This window comes from Pseudomonas sp. 05T35 (assembly GCF_056396605.1).
Genome location: NZ_JBFTLU010000102.1, coordinates 1 through 18,353, shown reverse-complemented (window position 1 = coordinate 18,353; position 18,353 = coordinate 1). Strand labels below are relative to the sequence as shown.

Sequence of the window (18,353 nt, the reverse complement as noted above, 5' to 3'; positions counted from 1 at the left end):
GGCGAGGTGCCGTACGCTTGGGGCGAGCGTTTTTTTGCTTACTTTTTTTAGGCGCTTGTAAAAAAAGTGAGTCGCCGTAAGGGCGAAACCGCCAGCCGCCGTTACCGCAGGAATGGATATGTACACCTGCGAGAGATTGGTCGGCTGTCCGGCCGCCATCGCGAGCAGGCTCGCTCCCACAATGGATTGGTGTACATCTGCGAAAGATAGGCCGGCTGTCAGGCCGCCTTCGCAGGCAAGCCAGCTCCCACAGGTTTGATTGGTGTACATCTGCGGGAGATAGTCCGGCTGTCAGGCCGCCATCGCGAGCAGGCTCGCTCCCACAATAGTTGGGCGGATACACCTTATGAAACACCCGCTAACAACCGCCCCCCATTGAAACCACCCACCACCTGCCCCATCTATCCCTCATACCCCATTGCGCAGGTGCCCCATGAGCGACCAGCAAGAATTCCCGGATAACCCGAGCGACTACGCCGACCCCGAACACGCCGAACACCCTACCTCAGCAGGCAAAGGCCTGGCCCTGCCCGGCCAGAACCTGCCGGACAAGGTCTACATCATCCCGATCCACAACCGCCCGTTCTTCCCCGCGCAAGTACTGCCGGTGATCGTCAACGAAGAACCCTGGGCCGAAACCCTCGACCTGGTCGCCAAGTCCGAACATCACTCGCTCGCGCTGTTCTTCATGGACAGCCCGCAAGAAGACCCACGGCACTTCGACACCTCCGCCCTGCCGCTTTACGGCACCCTGGTGAAGATCCATCACGCCAGCCGCGAAAACGGCAAACTGCAATTCGTCGCCCAGGGCCTGACCCGCGTACGCCTCAAGACCTGGCTAAAGCACCATCGCCCACCGTACCTGGTGGAAGTCGAATACCCGCACCAGCCAAGCGAGCCGACCGATGAGGTCAAGGCCTACGGCATGGCGCTGATCAACGCGATCAAGGAACTGCTGCCGCTCAACCCGCTGTACAGCGARGAGCTGAAAAACTACCTCAACCGCTTCAGCCCCAACGATCCGTCGCCACTGACCGACTTCGCCGCCGCCCTGACCTCGGCCACCGGCAGCGAGCTGCAAGAAGTGCTCGACTGCGTGCCAATGCTCAAGCGCATGGAAAAAGTCCTGCCGATGCTGCGCAAGGAAGTCGAAGTCGCGCGCTTGCAGAAAGAAATCTCTGCCGAAGTGAACCGCAAGATCGGCGAACACCAGCGCGAGTTTTTCCTCAAGGAACAACTCAAGGTCATCCAGCAGGAACTGGGGCTGACCAAGGACGACCGCAGCGCCGACGTCGAGCAGTTCGAGCAGCGGCTGGTGGGCAAGGTCCTGCCGCCACAGGCACAGAAACGCATTGAAGAGGAAATGAACAAGCTGTCGATCCTCGAAACCGGCTCGCCGGAATACGCCGTCACCCGCAACTACCTGGAGTGGGCGACAGCAGTGCCGTGGGGCGTTTATGGCGAGGACAAACTCGACCTCAAACACGCGCGCAAAGTCCTCGACCAACACCACGCAGGGCTCGACGACATCAAGGACCGGATCCTCGAATTCCTTGCGGTCGGCGCCTACAAAGGTGAGATCGCCGGTTCCATCGTGTTGCTGGTCGGTCCACCGGGCGTGGGCAAGACCAGCGTCGGTAAATCCATCGCCGAGTCGCTGGGACGGCCGTTCTATCGCTTCAGCGTCGGCGGTATGCGCGACGAAGCCGAGATCAAGGGCCATCGCCGCACCTACATCGGCGCGCTGCCGGGCAAACTGGTCCAGGCGTTGAAAGACGTTGAAGTGATGAACCCGGTGATCATGCTCGACGAAATCGACAAGATGGGCCAAAGCTTCCAGGGCGACCCAGCCTCGGCGCTACTGGAAACCCTGGACCCGGAACAGAACGTCGAATTCCTCGACCATTACCTGGACCTGCGCCTGGACCTGTCGAAAGTGCTGTTCGTCTGCACCGCCAACACCCTGGACTCGATTCCAGGTCCCTTGCTCGACCGGATGGAAGTGATTCGCCTGTCGGGCTACATCACCGAAGAAAAGGTCGCCATTGCCAAGCGTCACCTGTGGCCAAAACAGCTTGAGAAAGCCGGGGTGTCGAAAACCAGCCTGTCCATCAGCGACAGCGCGCTGAGAGCCCTGATCGACGGTTATGCCCGCGAAGCCGGGGTGCGCCAGTTGGAAAAACAACTGGGCAAACTGGTGCGCAAAGCGGTGGTGAAGCTGATCGACGAACCGAAAGCTGTGATCAAGATCGGCCCCAAAGACCTCGAAGCCTCACTCGGCATGCCGGTGTTCCGCAACGAACAAGTGCTGTCCGGCACCGGGGTCATCACCGGTCTGGCCTGGACCAGCATGGGCGGCGCGACCTTGCCGATCGAAGCCACGCGCATTCACACCCTCAACCGCGGCTTCAAGCTCACCGGGCAATTGGGTGACGTGATGAAGGAATCGGCCGAGATCGCCTACAGCTACGTCAGCTCGCACCTCAAGCAATTCGGTGGCGATGCGAAGTTCTTTGACGAAGCGTTCATCCACCTCCACGTGCCGGAAGGTGCAACACCGAAAGACGGCCCAAGCGCCGGCGTGACCATGGCCAGCGCCCTGCTCTCACTGGCGCGCAACCAGCCGCCGAAAAAAGGCGTGGCCATGACCGGCGAACTGACCCTGACCGGGCATGTGCTGCCGATTGGCGGGGTCCGCGAGAAAGTGATCGCGGCGCGGCGACAGAAGATCTTCGAACTGATCTTGCCGGAGTCCAATCGCGGCAGTTTTGAGGAACTGCCGGATTACTTGAAAGAGGGGATTACCGTGCACTTTGCCAAGCGCTTTGCGGATGTGGCGAAGGTGTTGTTCTGATCGACTGCTTCACCGCATTTTAGCGATAGCTCCATCAGCGCCGCTTGTCGGAACTGGTATTTCTAACAGGTGGCGCTTATCTTCGAACTTGATAAAACGGTTACTCACCCCACGTTCAATAGTGAGCAATCATGGAAAAGAAAGCCGTTGTATTGGCCCCTCCCGTTATCTTGAGTCCAACAGAGAGGGATGAGGTTGAAACGCTGGAGCTGAAAGGGACTGGCGAAGTCGGGTGCGCAATTTTCGTAAACTCGAACTTCATGAACCCGGCTCACTGGGAAAGAGTGACCAACGTGGAGCAGGATGGGAGCTGGAAATATTCCAACCCATCAGACCACTTTGAGTCCCCTAAACAAGATGCCTGGATTCGTGTAAGGCAGGAACATTGGAACGGCGAAACATCAGAGCCAAGCCCAACGGTATTCTTCACAAAATTGCTCGCGCCATCAGCCATTGCAGAACCCTCTGCTGGAGGGTCGCTTCCCAGGCTCGACCAAATCATTAAAGGGACATCTTATAGTTTCAGTAACACCGTCGAAATTGAACTGACGCTGAAGTCTTCCCCAATCATCACATATCAGCACAGCGTAACTCCCGATCTAGGCGGGTGGTGGAGTGCGACACCCAAATGGTCTCTTACGCCTGGTTCATATGAACTGAAGACCCGGCAGTTTTCTAGCGTACACACATCTCGCTGGAGTGACCCGACAGCTATAACCGTTGAGTGACGCCAACTCACGCGCACAAAAAACAGCGAGCTAACCTGAGATCAGTTCATCGGTCACACTTTGTCTCATCTTCGGTTATGCTCGCCGTTCGTCGTGAATACCGGAGCTGCTGACCTTATGTCCCCCACCCGCCTGTTTGTCCCCCTGAGCCTCGCCCTGCTGGCCGCCTGCGCCAGTCAACCAAAACAGAACGTGACGGTGGAAAAACAAAGCGAATGCCCGGTGCAACTGAACAACGGGCAACACCTGATCCTGACCCTGCCAAGCAACCCGACCACCGGTTATCGCTGGGCGATCCAGGATTCGGCTGGCGGTGTGCTGCGGGCGATCAGCCCCGAGGTTTACAGCAACCCGGAGAACACCGGGTTGGTGGGCAGTGGCGGGCAATCGACCTGGCGCTTTCAAGCCTTCGCCGCAGGCAACGGGCGTTTGCGCCTGACTTATCAACAGCCGTGGGAACCGGAAGTCGAACCTGCGCAAACTTTCGACTGCGCGATTTCGGTCAACTGAACATGGGCTGGCTGATTCTGGCGCTGATGGGCGCGGTGACGTTTCTTTACGGAGTGAGCATTCACGCCGCGTTGCTGTGCCTAGTGGTCAAACCGTTGCCGGTGCTGGCGCTGCTCGGCTGGTTGCACGACGCGCCGCCCAGCGACTATCGGCGCTGGATCAGCCTTGGCCTGATGTTTTCGGTGCTCGGCGATGTGCTGTTGGCGTGGCCGGGGGATTTGTTCGTGTTTGGCCTGGGCGCGTTTCTGGTCGCGCACCTGGTGTACTTGAAAGCCTATTTGAGTGATTGCCGACGCCTGGCGCTGGCGCCTCTGATGCTCGCGCTCGGGGTTGGCGCGCTGTTGCTGGGGATTCTGATCAGCCATGGCCTGGGGCCGTTGCTGGTTCCGGTGATCGTTTATGGCGTGGCCATCAGCGCCATGCTTTGGCGTGCCCTGGCCCGTTTGGGCAGCGACGTGCCCAAGCGTTCGGCACTGTTGGCGGCCGGTGGTGCGCTGGCGTTTGTGTTCTCCGACAGCGTGATCGGCATCAGCCGTTTTGTCGTGCCGTTCCAGGCGGCGCCCTACGTGATCATCCTCAGCTACTGGCTGGGGCAATGGGGGATTACCGCGTCGGCGTTCTCCCAACAACGCGGCAAACAACACTCCCTGTAGCAGCTGGCGAAGCCTGCGTTCGGCTGCGAAGCAGTCGTAATCCTCACACCGCGCTGCTTCAGGTGTATTGGTGTCGCCCGTATTGCGAGGGCTCCGCCCTCGAACGCAGGCTTCGCCAGCTGCTACGGAGGTCGTGTACTTCGCGAACGCGGTTTATCAGACAACCCGCGCATCCACGCGCCAAGTTGGCTAAAATGCCGGCCTTTTCCACATCCGCCGCTGGAACCGCCGTGAGCAAAGAATCCGATCGCCTTTTCGCCCAGCCTTTGGCCCAGGTGCCTGACTTCGCCTTTAACGAGGACGTGGTGCGGGTGTTCCCGGACATGATCAAGCGCTCGGTGCCGGGTTACCCGACCATTGTCGAAAACCTCGGCGTGCTCGCGGCGCAGTTCGCCCAACCGGGTAGCGTGCTCTACGATCTCGGTTCGTCGCTTGGCGCGGTGACCCAGGCCCTGCGCCGTCACGTGCGCACCGACGGTTGCCGGGTAATCGCGGTGGATAACTCGGCGGCGATGGTCGAGCGTTGCCGCGAATACCTCAACGGCCAGGACTCGATGTTCCAGGAGCTGTTGCCGGTTGACGTGATCGAAGGCGACATTCTCGCGCTGGAGTTCAAACCGGCCTCGGTGGTGGCGCTGAACTTCACCCTGCAATTCATCGCCCCGGACCAACGCCTGGCACTGCTCGGACGCATCCGCCAGTCGCTGTTGCCAGGCGGTGCATTGATCCTTTCGGAGAAGCTGCGTTTCGAAGATGCCGAAGAACACGCGCTGCTCACCGACCTGCACATCGCCTTCAAACGCGCCAACGGCTACAGCGAACTGGAAATCGCCCAGAAGCGCAGCGCCATCGAAAACGTCATGAAGCCCGACAGCCTCCAGGAACACCGCGAACGCCTGCTGGCCGCCGGGTTCTCGAAAGTCGTGCCGTGGTTCCAGTGTCTTAACTTTGCCTCGTTGATTGCCTTGCCATGATTGATCTGTCTCCCCTCGCCCGCCGTCTGGCCGGCACACCACTGGCCGATTGGGCCAACACCCTGCAAGCGCAACTCGACGCAAAAATGGAAAAAGGTCACGGCGATCTGGAGCGCTGGCAGAGTGCGCTGGACGCCCTGCCAAAGCTCCAGCCGAGTGAAGTCGACCTGCTGAACGGCCTGACCCTCGACACCGATTGCGACGATGAAACCCGCGTGCAAATGCGTACCGCATTGATGGGTTTGTCGCCTTGGCGCAAAGGCCCGTTCGACCTGTTCGGCGTGCACGTCGACACCGAATGGCGTTCGGACTGGAAGTGGTCGCGGGTCGCCCCGCACCTCGACCTCAAGGGTAAACGCATCCTCGATGTCGGCTGCGGCAACGGTTACTACATGTGGCGCATGCTCGGCGCGGGTGCCGACAGCGTGATCGGCGTCGACCCGAACTGGCTGTTTTTCTGCCAGTTCCAGGCGGTGCAGCGTTACCTGGCCGAGCCCAACGCCTGGCACCTGCCATTTCCTTTTGAAGACCTGCCACCAAATCTGGAAGGCTTCGACACCGTGTTCTCCATGGGCGTGTTCTACCACCGCCGCTCGCCGATCGAGCATTTGCTGGCGCTGAAGGATTGCCTGGTCAAGGGCGGTGAGCTGGTGCTGGAAACGCTGGTGATCGAAGGCGATGAGCAGCAAGTGCTGGTGCCGGAAGACCGCTATGCGCAGATGCGCAACGTCTGGTTCCTGCCGTCGGTGCCGGCGCTGATGCTCTGGTTGCGCCGTGCCGGATTCAGCGATGTGCGCTGTGTGGATGTCAGTGTGACCACGGTTGAAGAACAACGCGGGACCGAGTGGATGAAGTATCAGTCGCTGAGCGACTTCCTCGATCCCGAGGACCACAGCAAGACCATTGAAGGTCTGCCGGCACCGATGCGCGCGGTGATCGTCGCCAAAAAATAACGCCCAATCTCCCTGCCAATGGAGATCCCCCCTGTGGGAGCGAGCCTGCTCGCGATAGCGGACTGTCATTCAACATTGTTGTTGACTGAAAGGGCCTCATCGCGAGCAGGCTCGCTCCCACATTGGTTGGGTGTTTAGTCTGCTGGTTTGGCGCGTCGGGCTTTGAAGAACTCGCTTAGCACCGTGCCGCACTCTTCGGCCAATACCCCGCCTTCGACCAGCACCCGGTGGTTGAGAAAGCCCTGGGTGAAGAACTGCCCCTGGCTTTGCACGATCCCGGCCTTGGGCTCCAGCGCCCCATAAACCACCCGCGCAATCCGTGAATGCACGATCAAACCGGCGCACATGCTGCACGGTTCCAGCGTGACGTACAGCGTGCTGCCCGGCAGGCGATAGTTGCTCACGGCCTGCGCCGCAGCGCGGATCGCGACCATTTCGGCGTGGGCGCTGGGGTCGCTGCCGCTGATCGGGCAATTGAAGCCGCGACCGATGATTTCACCGTCCTGCACCAGCACCGCGCCCACCGGAACTTCACCGAGGGCGGCACCTTGCGCGGCCAGCGCCAGGGCCTCACGCATGAAGTCCTGATCGCGGCTACGGTCGATGATCTTCGCGGGGCGTATCTGACGCATCAAGCCACCTCGATGGCGGCCATCAGGCCGGTTTCCATATGGTCGATCACATGGCAGTGGAACATCCACACCCCCGGATTATCCGCCACCAGCGCCACCTGGGCGCGTTCGTTCTTGCCCAGCAGGTAGGTGTCGGTGAAATACGGGATGATCTTTTTGCGGTTCGAGGCAATGACCTTGAAGCTCATGCCGTGCAAGTGAACCGGGTGCTGGTACTGGGTCATGTTCTTCAATTCGAAAATGTAGCTTTTGCCCTTCGCAAGCTTGGCAATCGGGCGGTCGGCGCAGGTTTTGTCGGTGATGTCCCAGGCCTTGCCGTTGATCTGCCAGAGGCTCGGCGGCTTGCCATTATCGACGTTCACCGACACCGATCCAACCCACTCGAAATTGAAATTGAGCTTCTCGGCATTGGCCAGGTCCGGCTCGGAAATCGGGTTGGCCGGCAGCGCCGGTGGCCACTGGGTTGGTGCGTCATTGTTGACCACCGAACGCAAGGTGCCAATGCGCACCGGCCCGTTACGCAGCGACAATTCTTCACCCGCCGCCGGGGCCTTGATCGCCAGGCAAATCCGCATGCCGGGGCCCAGCCAGTATTCCTTACCCAGCGGACGTGGCTCGATCGGGTTGCCGTCGAGCGCGTAGATCTGCGCTTCGACGCCCGGAATGTTGAGGCGGTAAGTCAGGGTGTTGTCGAGATTCAACAAGCGTACCCGAGTGATCTGCCCGGCCGGCAAGTCGATCACCGGCAGCGGTACTCCATTGATGGTCGCCAGACGCCCGGCCGTGCCGCCGCGCGCCGCTTCACGCGGAATGCTGAACGGCACGAAAGCGCCTTCTTCATCGACGTGCCAGCTTTTCAGGCTAAGGGTCTTCTCGTACTTGAAACTGGTGGGCTCGCGTTCTTCGATGATCAGCGGCCCGACCAACCCGCGCCCCAGCTCTTCGCTGCTGTTCACGTGCGGGTGATACCAGTAGCTGCCAGCGTCCGGCACGCGGAATTTGTAGTCGAAATACTCGCCCGGCAGCACCGGCAATTGGGAGACGTACGGCACGCCGTCCATCTCCAGCGGCAAACGGATACCGTGCCAGTGAATGGTGGTGGGCACCGGCAGATGGTTGATGAAGCGCACCCGCAGCCATTCGCCCTGACGTACCCGCAGTTCCGTCCCCGGCGCCGACGGACCAAAGGCCCAGGCCTCGGTTTTGTGCCCCGGCACCAGCTCGACATCCAGCGGCGCGGCGATCAGTTCGTAGTCATGACCCGCGTTGGCGTCGGCCATTTTCCTCAGCCAGTAACGCGATGCACCACCCGCCCCGACGCCCACCACTGCCAGACCGGCCAGACCACCCAGTATTTGTCGACGGGTAAAGGACATGAACTCAACAACCTCACGTATCAGCGGCAGGCCTGTGCCCGCAAAAGGCGAATACGATACACCTGCGGATGAGAAACAGTAAGGGCAACGCGGTGGATGGCAGGTCTTGCTTTGGGGTTGGGTCAGGAAGCCACCCCTCACCCCAACCCTCTCCCCAGAGGGGAGAGGGGGCAGATATTTATCGTTCTTGAGGCCTGAGTTCGACTCGAAATCGCAGGTCGCCGTAAACCTTCAGAAACCCACGGTCAGTCCCCTCTCCCCTTTGGGGAGAGGGTTAGGGTGAGGGGTGGTTCTTGAGGCAAACGCCCAGCTCAAGCCACCGACAATCCCACGATCAAATGCACCACCCCACCCGCCAACGTCATCACCCCCGGCACACCCGCTGCACGCAAGGCCATCGCGTCCAGCAGCGCGGCATCTTTCAACTCCACCCGCACCCGCGTCAGTGCCAGGCGCTGTTGGGATTTGAGGTTATCCACACCGCCCAGCGCGGCCACCACATTCGCGGCCAAACCCGAGGCAGGTTGGGCAACCCGCTTCGGTTCATCCACCACCAGGTCCGGGGTCAATGCCTTCCAGAACGCCCGTTGCATTTTCTCGAACATGTTCAGTTCTCCAACACCTGTGAAGTTTCGACCATCGCCTGCTGCACACTCAACGCCTCGCGGACCTGCTCGGCGCTTTCCAGCCCGAGCACCTGATGCGCGATGGCCTGACAGTCGCTGAGTTCGACCTCGCGAATCGCCGCCTTGATCGCCGGAATCAGCGGCACGCTGACCGACAGCTCATCCACCCCCAGCCCCAGCAACAGCGGCACCGCCAAGGTCTCCGACGCCAGTGCGCCACACACCCCGACCCACTTGCCATGGGCATGGGCGGCCTTCACGGTGCTGGCGATCAAGCGCAGCACCGATGGGTGAAAACTGTCGGCCTGACTGGCCAGGCGCGGGTGATCGCGGTCCATGGCCAGGGTGTACTGAGTCAGGTCGTTGGTGCCAATGGAAAAGAAATCCACCTCGGGCGCAAACAGGTCCGCCATCAGCGCCGCTGCCGGGACTTCGATCATGATGCCCAGTTTCGGCAGCTCCTCGATCCCCAGCGCCAGCGCCTCTTCTTCAAGCATCAGCCGCGCCAGACGCAGCTCCGACAGCTGGCTGACCATCGGCAACATGATATGCAGACGGGCCAGACCGGCGCTGCTCAGAATCGCCCGGAACTGCTCACGCAGCAGTTGCGGACGCTCCAGGCACAGGCGAATCCCGCGCATCCCCAGAAACGGATTGGCCTCGCTGTCCATCGGCACGTAGGCCAAGGGTTTGTCGCCGCCGACATCCAGCGTGCGCACCACCAGATTGCGCTGCGGGCCCAGTGCGCGGGCGATGGCGCTGTAGGTGCCGGCCTGTTCATCGTGACTCGGCGCCACGCTGCGCTGCTGATACAAAAACTCCGAACGCAACAGGCCGATACCTTCAGCCCCGAGGCTCACGGCCTGCTCGGTTTCGGCCAGCGAAGCCACATTGGCCGTGACTTCAAAGTGATGACCGTCGAGAGTGACGGCGGCCCGTGCAGCGTGTTCCAGCTCGTGTTGATGACGCAGGCGTTGCTGCTGGCGCTTGGCGTGCAACTGCTCGATGACCGACACCGCCGGGTCCAGGTGCAATTCGCCCTTGTCCGCATCGAGCAACACTCGGGTGCCACTGGCCAGTGACAGCACTTGCAGCGGTAAACCACACACCGCCGGCAAACCCAGGGCCCGGGCGAGAATCGCCACATGGCTGGTGGCACCTCCGCCGACGGTGGCGAAGCCCAACACTTTGCCGGTGTCCAGCGCAGCGGTCTGCGACGGTGTCAGTTGTTCGGCAATCAAGATCGCCTGATCCGGCAACTCCCAGACACCGTCCGGCACTCCGAGAATCAGCTTGAGCACACGCTGACCGACGTCCATCAGGTCCAATGCCCTCTCGGCCAGCAACGTGCTGCCCAGCGACTTGAACAACGTCGCGGTGGCTTCGGTGGCGCTGTTCCAGGCAAACGCCGCGCTCTTGCCCTCAGCGATCAGGGCATGGGCCTGTTCCAGCAGGCTCGGGTCTTCCAGCAACTCCTGATGCGCCTTGAAGATGTCCGCCTGCGCCTCGCCCGCCGCGTTGTCACGCAAGCGTTGCAGCGCCTGTGTCGCGTGCCTCAGCGAACGTTCCAGCGACTCGCGCTCCACCTGTTGATCGGCGGCAAACTCAGGCATTTCCAGAGCACGTTCCGCCACTTGCACCACGTACCCGAAAGCGGAACCCGCCGAAGCGCAGACACCACGCAGCAGCTTCGCCGACACCTCCGGCGCCTGAACCCAACAACGCTACGCGGATCGCCCAGGCTCAGGCGCAACAACGGCTGCGCACAGGCCACCAGACCGCTGTCCGGTGTCAGCAGACTGAAGGGCTCGCCGCTGACCACCAGCATCAAGGTCAACAGGCTGCGGGCATGCAGGGCGATATAGTCGGCATCGAACTCGATCAACGGCTGCCCGGCCTCGACACGCTGGCCCTGCTCGACCAAGGCGCTGAACCCTTGGCCTTTCAGGTTCACGGTGTCCAGGCCGATGTGCAGCAACACCTGCACACCGCTGTCATCGGTGATGCTGATCGCATGGCCGCTGTGTTGAAGATTGCTGACGACGCCGGCCAACGGTGCGCAAAGGACCTGCGAGGTCGGATCGATGCACAGGCCGTCGCCGATCACCCGGCTGGCGAACACCGGATCCGGTACGTGATCAAGCGGCATCAGCACCCCGGACAGCGGCGCCAGCAATTGCAAGGGTTGGGTTAGGGTCATGACTTCACCTGCGGTTTTGTTCTGTATAGATACATTGAGCAGCACTGCACCCTGTAGCAGCTGCCGAAGGCGGCGTTCGGCTGCGCAGCAGTCGTAAAATCAGGCACCTCGGTGATTCAGGCAGACCGAGGATGCAGGATTCACGACTGCTCCGCAGCCGAACGCCGGCTGCGCCAGCTGCTACGAAAGTACGTTGAGCCTGCTGCTGATTACCGTACTTATTTCCACCAGTACTCGACCTGCAATCCGACGTTCGCGCCATGCAGTGCCGTGCCGAACGCGCCGGTATCGGACAACGCCGAACCTTGCGCCAGTTCATTGGCCGCACGCTTGGCCGCCTCGTTCCAGCTGGCATAGGTGTAGTACAAACGCACCTCGGGGCGTTCCCAGAAACCCGGACCTTTGGGCGACCAGGTCGGGGCAAAAGTGAATTTGCTCAGCTTGCGCGTACCGCCCGGAGCTTCGACCTGATCGTGCCCCAGCTCAGTCACCAGTTTGAATTGATCGGTGATCGCGTACGCCGGACGAATGCCGAGGGAAATCCAGTTCTGGCCGTTACCGTCCGGGCGGATGTCCTTCTGATAGACCGCTTCGACCTGACCACCAAAACGCGGCGTCAGTTGCCAGTCGAAGAACTCCACCAGGCGGTAGCTCTTGTTGCGGTCATCCAGCCCCACATCGCCGGTGTAGCCCAACCCGGTGCCGGGGCCTTCGCCGTATTGCAACGCCAGTTTGTTCTTGCCGCCGAAAAAGTCTTTCTGCACATGTTGGGCGGTGATTGCCCAGCCTGCGTGCGCGTCGCGACGGTCGGGCTTGTCGATGTAGCTCAGRCCAAACTCCAGCTCCCCACCAGGGTTGGCATCAAAGCCTGAGACGTTGAAATCGTGTCGAGTGACGTAGTCCTTCTGGTACAGGTTGTCCTTGCGCGAAAACGCGTAGCTGTATTTCAGGTCGCCAATCTTCACGTCCTCGATACCGCCACCCGTGGCGCTCTGGTTCCAGTAGTAGAAGTCGGAAATATGGATGTCGTTTCGTTTGTAGTAGCGCCGACCGGCCCACAGCGAACCGCCATTGAGGCTCGGCAGGTTCGACCATTGCGCATACATCTGCGGCATCCGCACCGAGCCGTTGTCACCCTGGAACGTCAGGTTGCGGTCGTACTGGTTGTACAGCGAAGCCATGCCATCGACGCTGAGCACCGAGCCGTCATCGAGGGTCAGCAGGTTCTGACGCAATTCCAGCTCCGCGTACTGTTCGCACTCGTTACCCAAACGGTACTTCGACTCTGCGCCGGGCAGTTTGAAACACGATTGCGAGCCGCCATTGACCGTGCTCCCGACGCCGCTGCGCAGGTAGCCGGCGAACTCCAGAGCGTGGGCCGAGAACGGCAATACCAGGCACACGCACGATGCCGCAAGGCTGCGATTTATTGTTGTTTTCAAGAGCCACCCCATTATTTTTATTGTGCTCATCCGGCAAAACCTGCGCGCAAAAAGCCCCCGCGCAGTGCCCTGCGAGTTGTTTGAAAAGCCTGTTGTTTAGTGGTCGGTCAGGTGCAGAACGAACGACTCGTAAGGCCGCAGGAACAGCTGCTGCTTGCGCACCTCACAGCCCGGGTAGTTGCTGATCACCAAGCGTTGCACCATGCAGTCGGTGATCACCCGCTCCGGCAGCTCGACTTCGCACGCCGAGCCATAGAAGTTGTTCACCACCAACAGCCGCTCGCCTTCGCCTTCACGCAGGTACACCCAGACCTGTTTGTGCGTGGGCAAGAGCTGGCGATACACGCCGTCCTGGATCAGCGGTTCGCTGCGGCGCAAGGCAATCAGTTGGCGATAGTGGTGCAGCACCGAAGTCGCGTCGTCGAGCTGGTTGTCGACGTTGATCTGCGTGGCGTTGGCCGGCACGCCGATCCACGGCTCGGCGCTGCTGAAACCGGCATTGGGTAACGCGCTCCACTGCATGGGAGTGCGACTGTTGTCGCGGGACTTCTGCATGATCGCCGCCATGCTCGATGACTCGGACTCGCCCGCCTCGCGCTTGAGGCGATAGATGTTCAGGGTTTCGACATCCCGGTACTGCTCGATGCGCTCGAAGCCCGGGTTGGTCATGCCCAACTCTTCACCCTGATAGATGAACGGCGTGCCCTGCAAAAAGTGCAGTGCGGTGCCGAGCATCTTCGCCGAAACCACCCGGTGTTCACCGTCATCGCCAAACCGCGACACCACTCGCGGCTGATCGTGGTTACACCAGAACAGCGCATTCCAGCCGCCACCGGCCTGCATCCCGGTCTGCCAGTCGGAAAGGATGCGCTTGAGTTCAAGAAAATCGAAATCGGCGCGAATCCATTTCTGCATATTGGGGTAATCGACTTTCAGGTGATGAAAGTTGAAGGTCATCGACAGCTCTTTCGAGTCCGGTCGCGAATAGCGGATGCAGTGCTCAAGGCTGGTGGAAGACATCTCGCCGACGTTGATCAGGTCATGACCTTCGAAGACTTCGCGGTGCATTTCCTGCAAGTACTCATGCACGTTCGGGCCGTCGGTGTAGAAGCGTCGGCCGTCGGTGTGGTCTTCGGGGAAGTCCGCCGGTTTGGAGATCAGGTTGATCACATCCAGACGGAAACCGCCCACGCCTTTGTCACGCCAGAAGCGCATCAGTTTGAAGACTTCAGCACGGACCTGCGGGTTGTCCCAGTTGAGGTCGGCCTGGGTGTGGTCGAACAGGTGCAGGAAGTACTGACCGGTTTGCGCCTCGTATTCCCAGGCCGAGCCGCCGAACTTGGACTCCCAGTTGTTCGGCTGGTCGCGCCAGATGTAGAAGTCACGGTACGGGTTATCAAGACTGCTGCGCGCTTGCTGAAACCAGCTGTGCTCGATGGAGGTGTGGTTGACCACAATATCGAGCATCAGCTTGATCCCGCGCTTGCCGGCCTCGGCAATCAGCAACTCGCAGTCGGCCATGGTCCCGTAGCTCGGGTCGATGGCGTAGTAGTCGCTGATGTCGTAGCCGTTGTCGCGTTGCGGCGACCGCAGGAACGGGGTGATCCACAGGCAGTCGACCCCCAGCCATTGCAGGTAATCGAGCTTGGCCACCACCCCGAGCAAATCGCCCGTGGGGTTGCCGGCGTGGCTGTGAAAGCTTTTCGGGTAGATCTGGTAGATCACCGAACGCTGCCAGTCTTGCATGGCGCAAATCCTTCAGTAAGTTTTGTACTGGCCGTAAGGGCCTCATCGCGAGCAGGCTCGCTCCCACAATGAAATGCGAAACCCTGTGGGAGCGAGCCTGCTCGCGATAGCGATCTGTCAGGCAACGCGATACCCGGGCCGAACGATTTTCATGCTCATGCCACAGGTCAAAACAAACGGCACGACCATGGCGACAACCATCCCGACCACAAACATCGGAATGAACTGCGGGATGATCGAGATGAATCCGGGCAAGCCACCGACACCAATCGCCGAGGCCTGAACCTTGTTCAGCGACAGGAACATGCAGCCCAGCGCCGAGCCGGTCAGTGCCGCGTAGAACGGAAACTTGTAGCGCAGGTTGACGCCGAACATCGCCGGTTCAGTGATGCCGAAATAGGCGGAAATCGCCGAGGTCGAAGCCATGCTTTTGTCCCGCGCACTGCGGGTCATGTAGAACACCCCGAGTGCCGCGCTGCCCTGAGCAAGGTTGGACATGACAATCATCGGCCAGATGAACGTGCCGCCCTGAGTCGAGATCAACTGCAGGTCCACCGCAAGGAACATGTGGTGCATGCCGGTGATCACCAACGGCRCATACAGCAGACCGAAAATCGCCCCGCCAACCATCGGCGCCAGGTCGAACAAGGTCACCACGCCTTCGGTGATCAGAATCCCCAGGTGGCGGGTCACCGGACCGATCACGGCCAGCGCCAACACCCCGGTCACGACGATGGTGGTAATCGGCACCACCAGCAGTTGGATGGCATTCGGCACCCGTGCCCGCAGCCATTTTTCAATGACGCTCATGACGTAGGCGGCCATCAGGATCGGCAGGATCTGGCCCTGATAACCGACCTTCTCGATCTTGAACCAGCCAAGAATATCGAAGTACGGCAGGCTCTGGCCGTCCAGCCCGGCCACCGCCTTGCCGTAGTTCCAGGCGTTCAGCAGATCCGGGTGAACCAGCATCAGGCCGAGCACGATGCCGAGGATTTCACTGCCACCAAAACGCTTGGCCGCCGACCAGCCGACCAGCGCCGGGAGGAACACGAACGAGGTGTTGGCCATCAGATTGATCAGGCTCCAGACACCGTCCAGCGTCGGGTAGGCTTCAAGCAGGGTCTTGCCGGCAATGAACATGCCTTTGGCACCGATCAGGTTGTTCACGCCCATCAACAGGCCGGCAATGATCAGCGCCGGCAGAATCGGCATGAACACATCGGAGAACACCCGCACCAGACGCTGCATGGCGTTGGTCTTGTCGGCGCCCTTTTGTTTCACATCGGCGATGGTCGACGCGGCGAGACCGGTCTGTTGGCGTAGCGCGGCGTAGACCTTCTCGACCTCGCCGGGACCGATGACCACCTGAAACAGGCCGCCGGTGAAAAACGAGCCTTTGACCAGGTCGATCTGGTTCAGCGTCGCGCTGTCGACCCGCTGCGGGTCTTTGAGGGCCAGGCGCRGACGCGTGACGCAATGCGCGGCCTGTTCAAGGTTGTCAGCACCACCGAGGCTATGAAGCAGCTCGCTGGCGATAGTCGGGTAATCGTGGCTCATGCTTTTTCATCCACTGTGTTTTTTTGTTGTTGGCAGCATGCCGAAGCGAAAAGTACTCGTCTGTACGAGTTAATGCAACAACTCGTACAGACGAGTTTCAATTTGTTTACTCACAAGCCGACCAGTGGCCCAATTTCCCACGGGCGAGTATTTCAACGCCAAATGGACAAACCCCACCTCTGCCCTTAAGGTTCCTGCCTTGAGCACAACGCAGCCACTACCATGAGCAAATACAACCAGATCTACAGCGATCTGCTTGCCAGTATCACCACCGAACGCCTGGAACGCGGCGCGCGGTTGCCTTCCGAAACCGAATTGATGGACAGCTACCAGGCCAGTCGCGGCACCGTGCGCAAGGCTATCGAACTGCTTCAGGAACGCGGCTTCGCCCAGAAAGTCCACGGTAAAGGCACCTTCGTACTGTCGACCAACCCGATCGAATTCCAGCTCGGCGGCATCGTCAGTTTTCAGGAAACCTACCCAAGGCTCGGCAACGACGTCAGCACCGAGGTCGTGGAGTTCGAACAGATCCCCCTGCAAGGCGCCTTGCTCGAACACCTGAAAGCTGAAGAAGGCAGCCTGATCACGCGGATCAAGCGCGTGCGTCGAATCGACGGCAAGCGGGTGATCCTCGACATCAACCACTTCGTCGCCGACCTGATTCCGGGGCTGAACCGCGAGATCGCCGAGCACTCGATCTACGCCTTCATCGAGCAGACCCTGCAACTGCAAATCGCCTACGCCCAACGCACCATCGAAGCGGTGCCGCGCAGCAAGGATGACCAGCAGCACCTGGACCTCGACGGCCAGAGCCATGTGATCGTGGTCAGCAACCAGACCTTTTTGCAGGATGGCCGCCAGTTCGAATACACCGAATCGCGGCATACCCTGGACAAGTTCTACTTTTCTGATGTGGCGCGGCGCTGACCCTACACCTTCCGGAATCGTGTTTGAGCATAACTATGTAGTGCACTTCCCTTGAGCAAATGAGCAATCCTCTCAGCCCATTTCTCAAGGAGCGAGAACATGCCTACCGATCAAACACGTGAAACGCTGCCCGATAACACAGACAAACAACACCTGCTGAGCATCGCGCCCGTCATCGTGACTGCCTGTCCCGACCTGCACGAAGAAGCCCATGGGATGGCCACCGAAATCCTGAAAAAACACGGCGTTACCGGCCTGGACCCCGATCAGGTCTGGTGGCATCGTTTTGGCAATGTCACGGCCAGCAGCACCAAAACCTTCCTGGGTTGGGAGCACTACCCTAAACCCACTCAGTCAATGACCCTGACGCAACTGGTCATTCATCGGTATTACGTCACCGATCAGGACTACTTCGATCAGCTGGACTGTTACGGCGGGTTTTACACCGCCGATGCAACCGCCAGCATTTACAACGAAACCAACGAAGTGCGGATGTACCCCAGCGCCGTGCTCAAGGACTTCTGGCACGAGACCTTCAGCGATCGGTATCTGGCCAAGCTGAACGCCTACTGGAGCGTGCATTTTGATGACTACCGGGCCCTGGCGAAATGCAACTACCTGAGTAAAGCCGTCGAGGCACGGGAAAACGGTACGCTGCAGGAGGAAGAGTTTCAGACCGTTATCCGGGCCGTCGCCGCAGACAAAAACTGGCCGCTGACCCTGGAGAACGTGCGTGCGCAAACCTCAGCACCCGCCGATCTGCGGGTGTGCGCCCTGGATGTAGCCGGGCATGTCGCCACCGATATCCTGCGTATCGATGACGGTAGCGGACGGCAAATCACCTATGTTCCCGGCGCCACTGATGCGTTCCACGTGCACCCGACGCTGACGGACATGCATTGGTGGATCCTGCTGCAAATGAACGATGACACGCGCTATGCCGAATTCATGACGCATTTCCCGCTGTCGGTGCGCCAGGAGATCCACGACAACATCACGCCGCTGATGAACCAGTTGGTGGGCACGTGGGGTAAATACGATCACCATCTGATCAATCAAAAAAACATCACCGTCAGCGGTGACGCGTTTTCCTGGCTGAGCCGTAATGTGCAGAGCGCAATGTCGCAAGAGGCCGATCTGTCCCTGGTGACCAACGGACAACTGCGTAAAGG

The 18,353-nt window shown here is 60.2% G+C and carries 15 protein-coding genes and 1 pseudogene; 8 read left to right on the top strand and 8 right to left on the bottom strand.

All coding sequences use genetic code 11. From position 1 onward, the window contains the following. Positions 1 to 270: hypothetical protein (locus tag AC1DH9_RS10775; protein ID WP_442114777.1), on the bottom strand; the 270-nt coding region annotated here is incomplete at its 3' end. Positions 271 to 433: 163 nt separating this feature from the next. On the opposite strand from AC1DH9_RS10775, the gene lon reads away from it, so the two are divergent. From lon to cmoB, 6 genes are all read left to right on the top strand, one after another. Next, positions 434 to 2,854 carry an endopeptidase La gene (gene lon / locus AC1DH9_RS10770; protein WP_427547315.1) on the top strand — a complete coding sequence of 807 codons (2,421 nt, stop codon included), beginning with the start codon at positions 434 to 436 and terminating at the stop codon, positions 2,852 to 2,854. A gap of 131 nt (positions 2,855 to 2,985) precedes the next feature. Then, positions 2,986 to 3,582, top strand: coding sequence for a hypothetical protein (locus tag AC1DH9_RS10765; RefSeq protein ID WP_427532934.1), 597 nt, complete (start codon positions 2,986 to 2,988; stop codon positions 3,580 to 3,582). Positions 3,583 to 3,699: 117 nt separating this feature from the next. Then, positions 3,700 to 4,092 (top strand): protease inhibitor I42 family protein, encoded by a 393-nt coding sequence (locus AC1DH9_RS10760; protein ID WP_427547312.1) that lies wholly within the window; start codon positions 3,700 to 3,702, stop codon positions 4,090 to 4,092. A 2-nt stretch (positions 4,093 to 4,094) separates the two neighbouring features. Beyond that, on the top strand, positions 4,095 to 4,745 hold the full coding sequence (locus AC1DH9_RS10755) for a lysoplasmalogenase (RefSeq protein ID WP_427547310.1): 651 nt from the start codon (positions 4,095 to 4,097) through the stop codon (positions 4,743 to 4,745). A 194-nt stretch (positions 4,746 to 4,939) separates the two neighbouring features. After that, on the top strand, positions 4,940 to 5,719 hold the full coding sequence (cmoA, locus tag AC1DH9_RS10750) for a carboxy-S-adenosyl-L-methionine synthase CmoA (RefSeq protein ID WP_442114776.1): 780 nt from the start codon (positions 4,940 to 4,942) through the stop codon (positions 5,717 to 5,719). Further along, positions 5,716 to 6,672 (top strand): tRNA 5-methoxyuridine(34)/uridine 5-oxyacetic acid(34) synthase CmoB, encoded by a 957-nt coding sequence (gene cmoB, locus AC1DH9_RS10745; protein ID WP_429539373.1) that lies wholly within the window; start codon positions 5,716 to 5,718, stop codon positions 6,670 to 6,672. Before cmoA ends, cmoB begins: the two co-directional genes overlap by 4 nt. A 134-nt stretch (positions 6,673 to 6,806) precedes the next feature. Here the strand turns inward: cmoB and tadA are convergent, their stop codons facing one another. The 7 genes and pseudogenes from tadA to treP form a co-directional block, all read right to left on the bottom strand. Then, positions 6,807 to 7,304 (bottom strand): tRNA adenosine(34) deaminase TadA, encoded by a 498-nt coding sequence (gene tadA, locus AC1DH9_RS10740; RefSeq protein WP_427544367.1) that lies wholly within the window; start codon positions 7,302 to 7,304, stop codon positions 6,807 to 6,809. Then, positions 7,304 to 8,680, bottom strand: a complete 1,377-nt coding sequence (locus AC1DH9_RS10735) for a multicopper oxidase family protein (RefSeq protein ID WP_427544370.1) — start codon at positions 8,678 to 8,680, stop codon at positions 7,304 to 7,306. The genes tadA and AC1DH9_RS10735 overlap by 1 nt, the downstream gene beginning before the upstream one ends. A gap of 311 nt (positions 8,681 to 8,991) precedes the next feature. Continuing rightward, a complete protein-coding gene (locus AC1DH9_RS10730) occupies positions 8,992 to 9,285 on the bottom strand; it encodes a PTS sugar transporter subunit IIB (RefSeq protein WP_427544373.1) in 294 nt (97 codons plus the stop codon). Positions 9,286 to 9,287: 2 nt separating this feature from the next. Further along, positions 9,288 to 11,506 (bottom strand): annotated as a pseudogene (gene ptsP / locus AC1DH9_RS10725) (phosphoenolpyruvate--protein phosphotransferase). Positions 11,507 to 11,724: 218 nt separating this feature from the next. Further along, positions 11,725 to 12,948, bottom strand: coding sequence for a maltoporin (locus AC1DH9_RS10720; protein WP_427544378.1), 1,224 nt, complete (start codon positions 12,946 to 12,948; stop codon positions 11,725 to 11,727). 96 nt (positions 12,949 to 13,044) lie between these two features. Then, positions 13,045 to 14,694, bottom strand: coding sequence for an alpha,alpha-phosphotrehalase (treC, locus tag AC1DH9_RS10715; RefSeq protein ID WP_427544380.1), 1,650 nt, complete (start codon positions 14,692 to 14,694; stop codon positions 13,045 to 13,047). Positions 14,695 to 14,811: 117 nt separating this feature from the next. Continuing rightward, positions 14,812 to 16,254 carry a PTS system trehalose-specific EIIBC component gene (gene treP, locus AC1DH9_RS10710; protein WP_477808153.1) on the bottom strand — a complete coding sequence of 481 codons (1,443 nt, stop codon included), beginning with the start codon at positions 16,252 to 16,254 and terminating at the stop codon, positions 14,812 to 14,814. Positions 16,255 to 16,476: 222 nt separating this feature from the next. Between treP and treR the strand changes: the two genes are divergently transcribed. Together treR and AC1DH9_RS10700 are read left to right on the top strand one after the other, a co-directional pair. Then, positions 16,477 to 17,181 (top strand): trehalose operon repressor, encoded by a 705-nt coding sequence (gene treR / locus AC1DH9_RS10705; RefSeq protein ID WP_427544386.1) that lies wholly within the window; start codon positions 16,477 to 16,479, stop codon positions 17,179 to 17,181. A gap of 99 nt (positions 17,182 to 17,280) precedes the next feature. Beyond that, the coding region (locus AC1DH9_RS10700; protein WP_477808152.1) for a dermonecrotic toxin domain-containing protein at positions 17,281 to 18,353 on the top strand (1,073 nt) is incomplete at its 3' end.

Coding starts and splice junctions, on each gene's coding strand:
- AC1DH9_RS10765 (WP_427532934.1), top strand. CDS start 2,986: ATGGAAAAGAAAGCCGTTGTATTGGCCCCTCCCGTTATCTTGAGTCCA.
- AC1DH9_RS10760 (WP_427547312.1), top strand. CDS start 3,700: ATGTCCCCCACCCGCCTGTTTGTCCCCCTGAGCCTCGCCCTGCTGGCC.
- AC1DH9_RS10755 (WP_427547310.1), top strand. CDS start 4,095: ATGGGCTGGCTGATTCTGGCGCTGATGGGCGCGGTGACGTTTCTTTAC.
- cmoA (WP_442114776.1), top strand. CDS start 4,940: ATGCCGGCCTTTTCCACATCCGCCGCTGGAACCGCCGTGAGCAAAGAA.
- cmoB (WP_429539373.1), top strand. CDS start 5,716: ATGATTGATCTGTCTCCCCTCGCCCGCCGTCTGGCCGGCACACCACTG.
- tadA (WP_427544367.1), bottom strand. CDS start 7,304: ATGCGTCAGATACGCCCCGCGAAGATCATCGACCGTAGCCGCGATCAG.
- AC1DH9_RS10735 (WP_427544370.1), bottom strand. CDS start 8,680: ATGTCCTTTACCCGTCGACAAATACTGGGTGGTCTGGCCGGTCTGGCA.
- AC1DH9_RS10730 (WP_427544373.1), bottom strand. CDS start 9,285: ATGTTCGAGAAAATGCAACGGGCGTTCTGGAAGGCATTGACCCCGGAC.
- treC (WP_427544380.1), bottom strand. CDS start 14,694: ATGCAAGACTGGCAGCGTTCGGTGATCTACCAGATCTACCCGAAAAGC.
- treR (WP_427544386.1), top strand. CDS start 16,477: ATGAGCAAATACAACCAGATCTACAGCGATCTGCTTGCCAGTATCACC.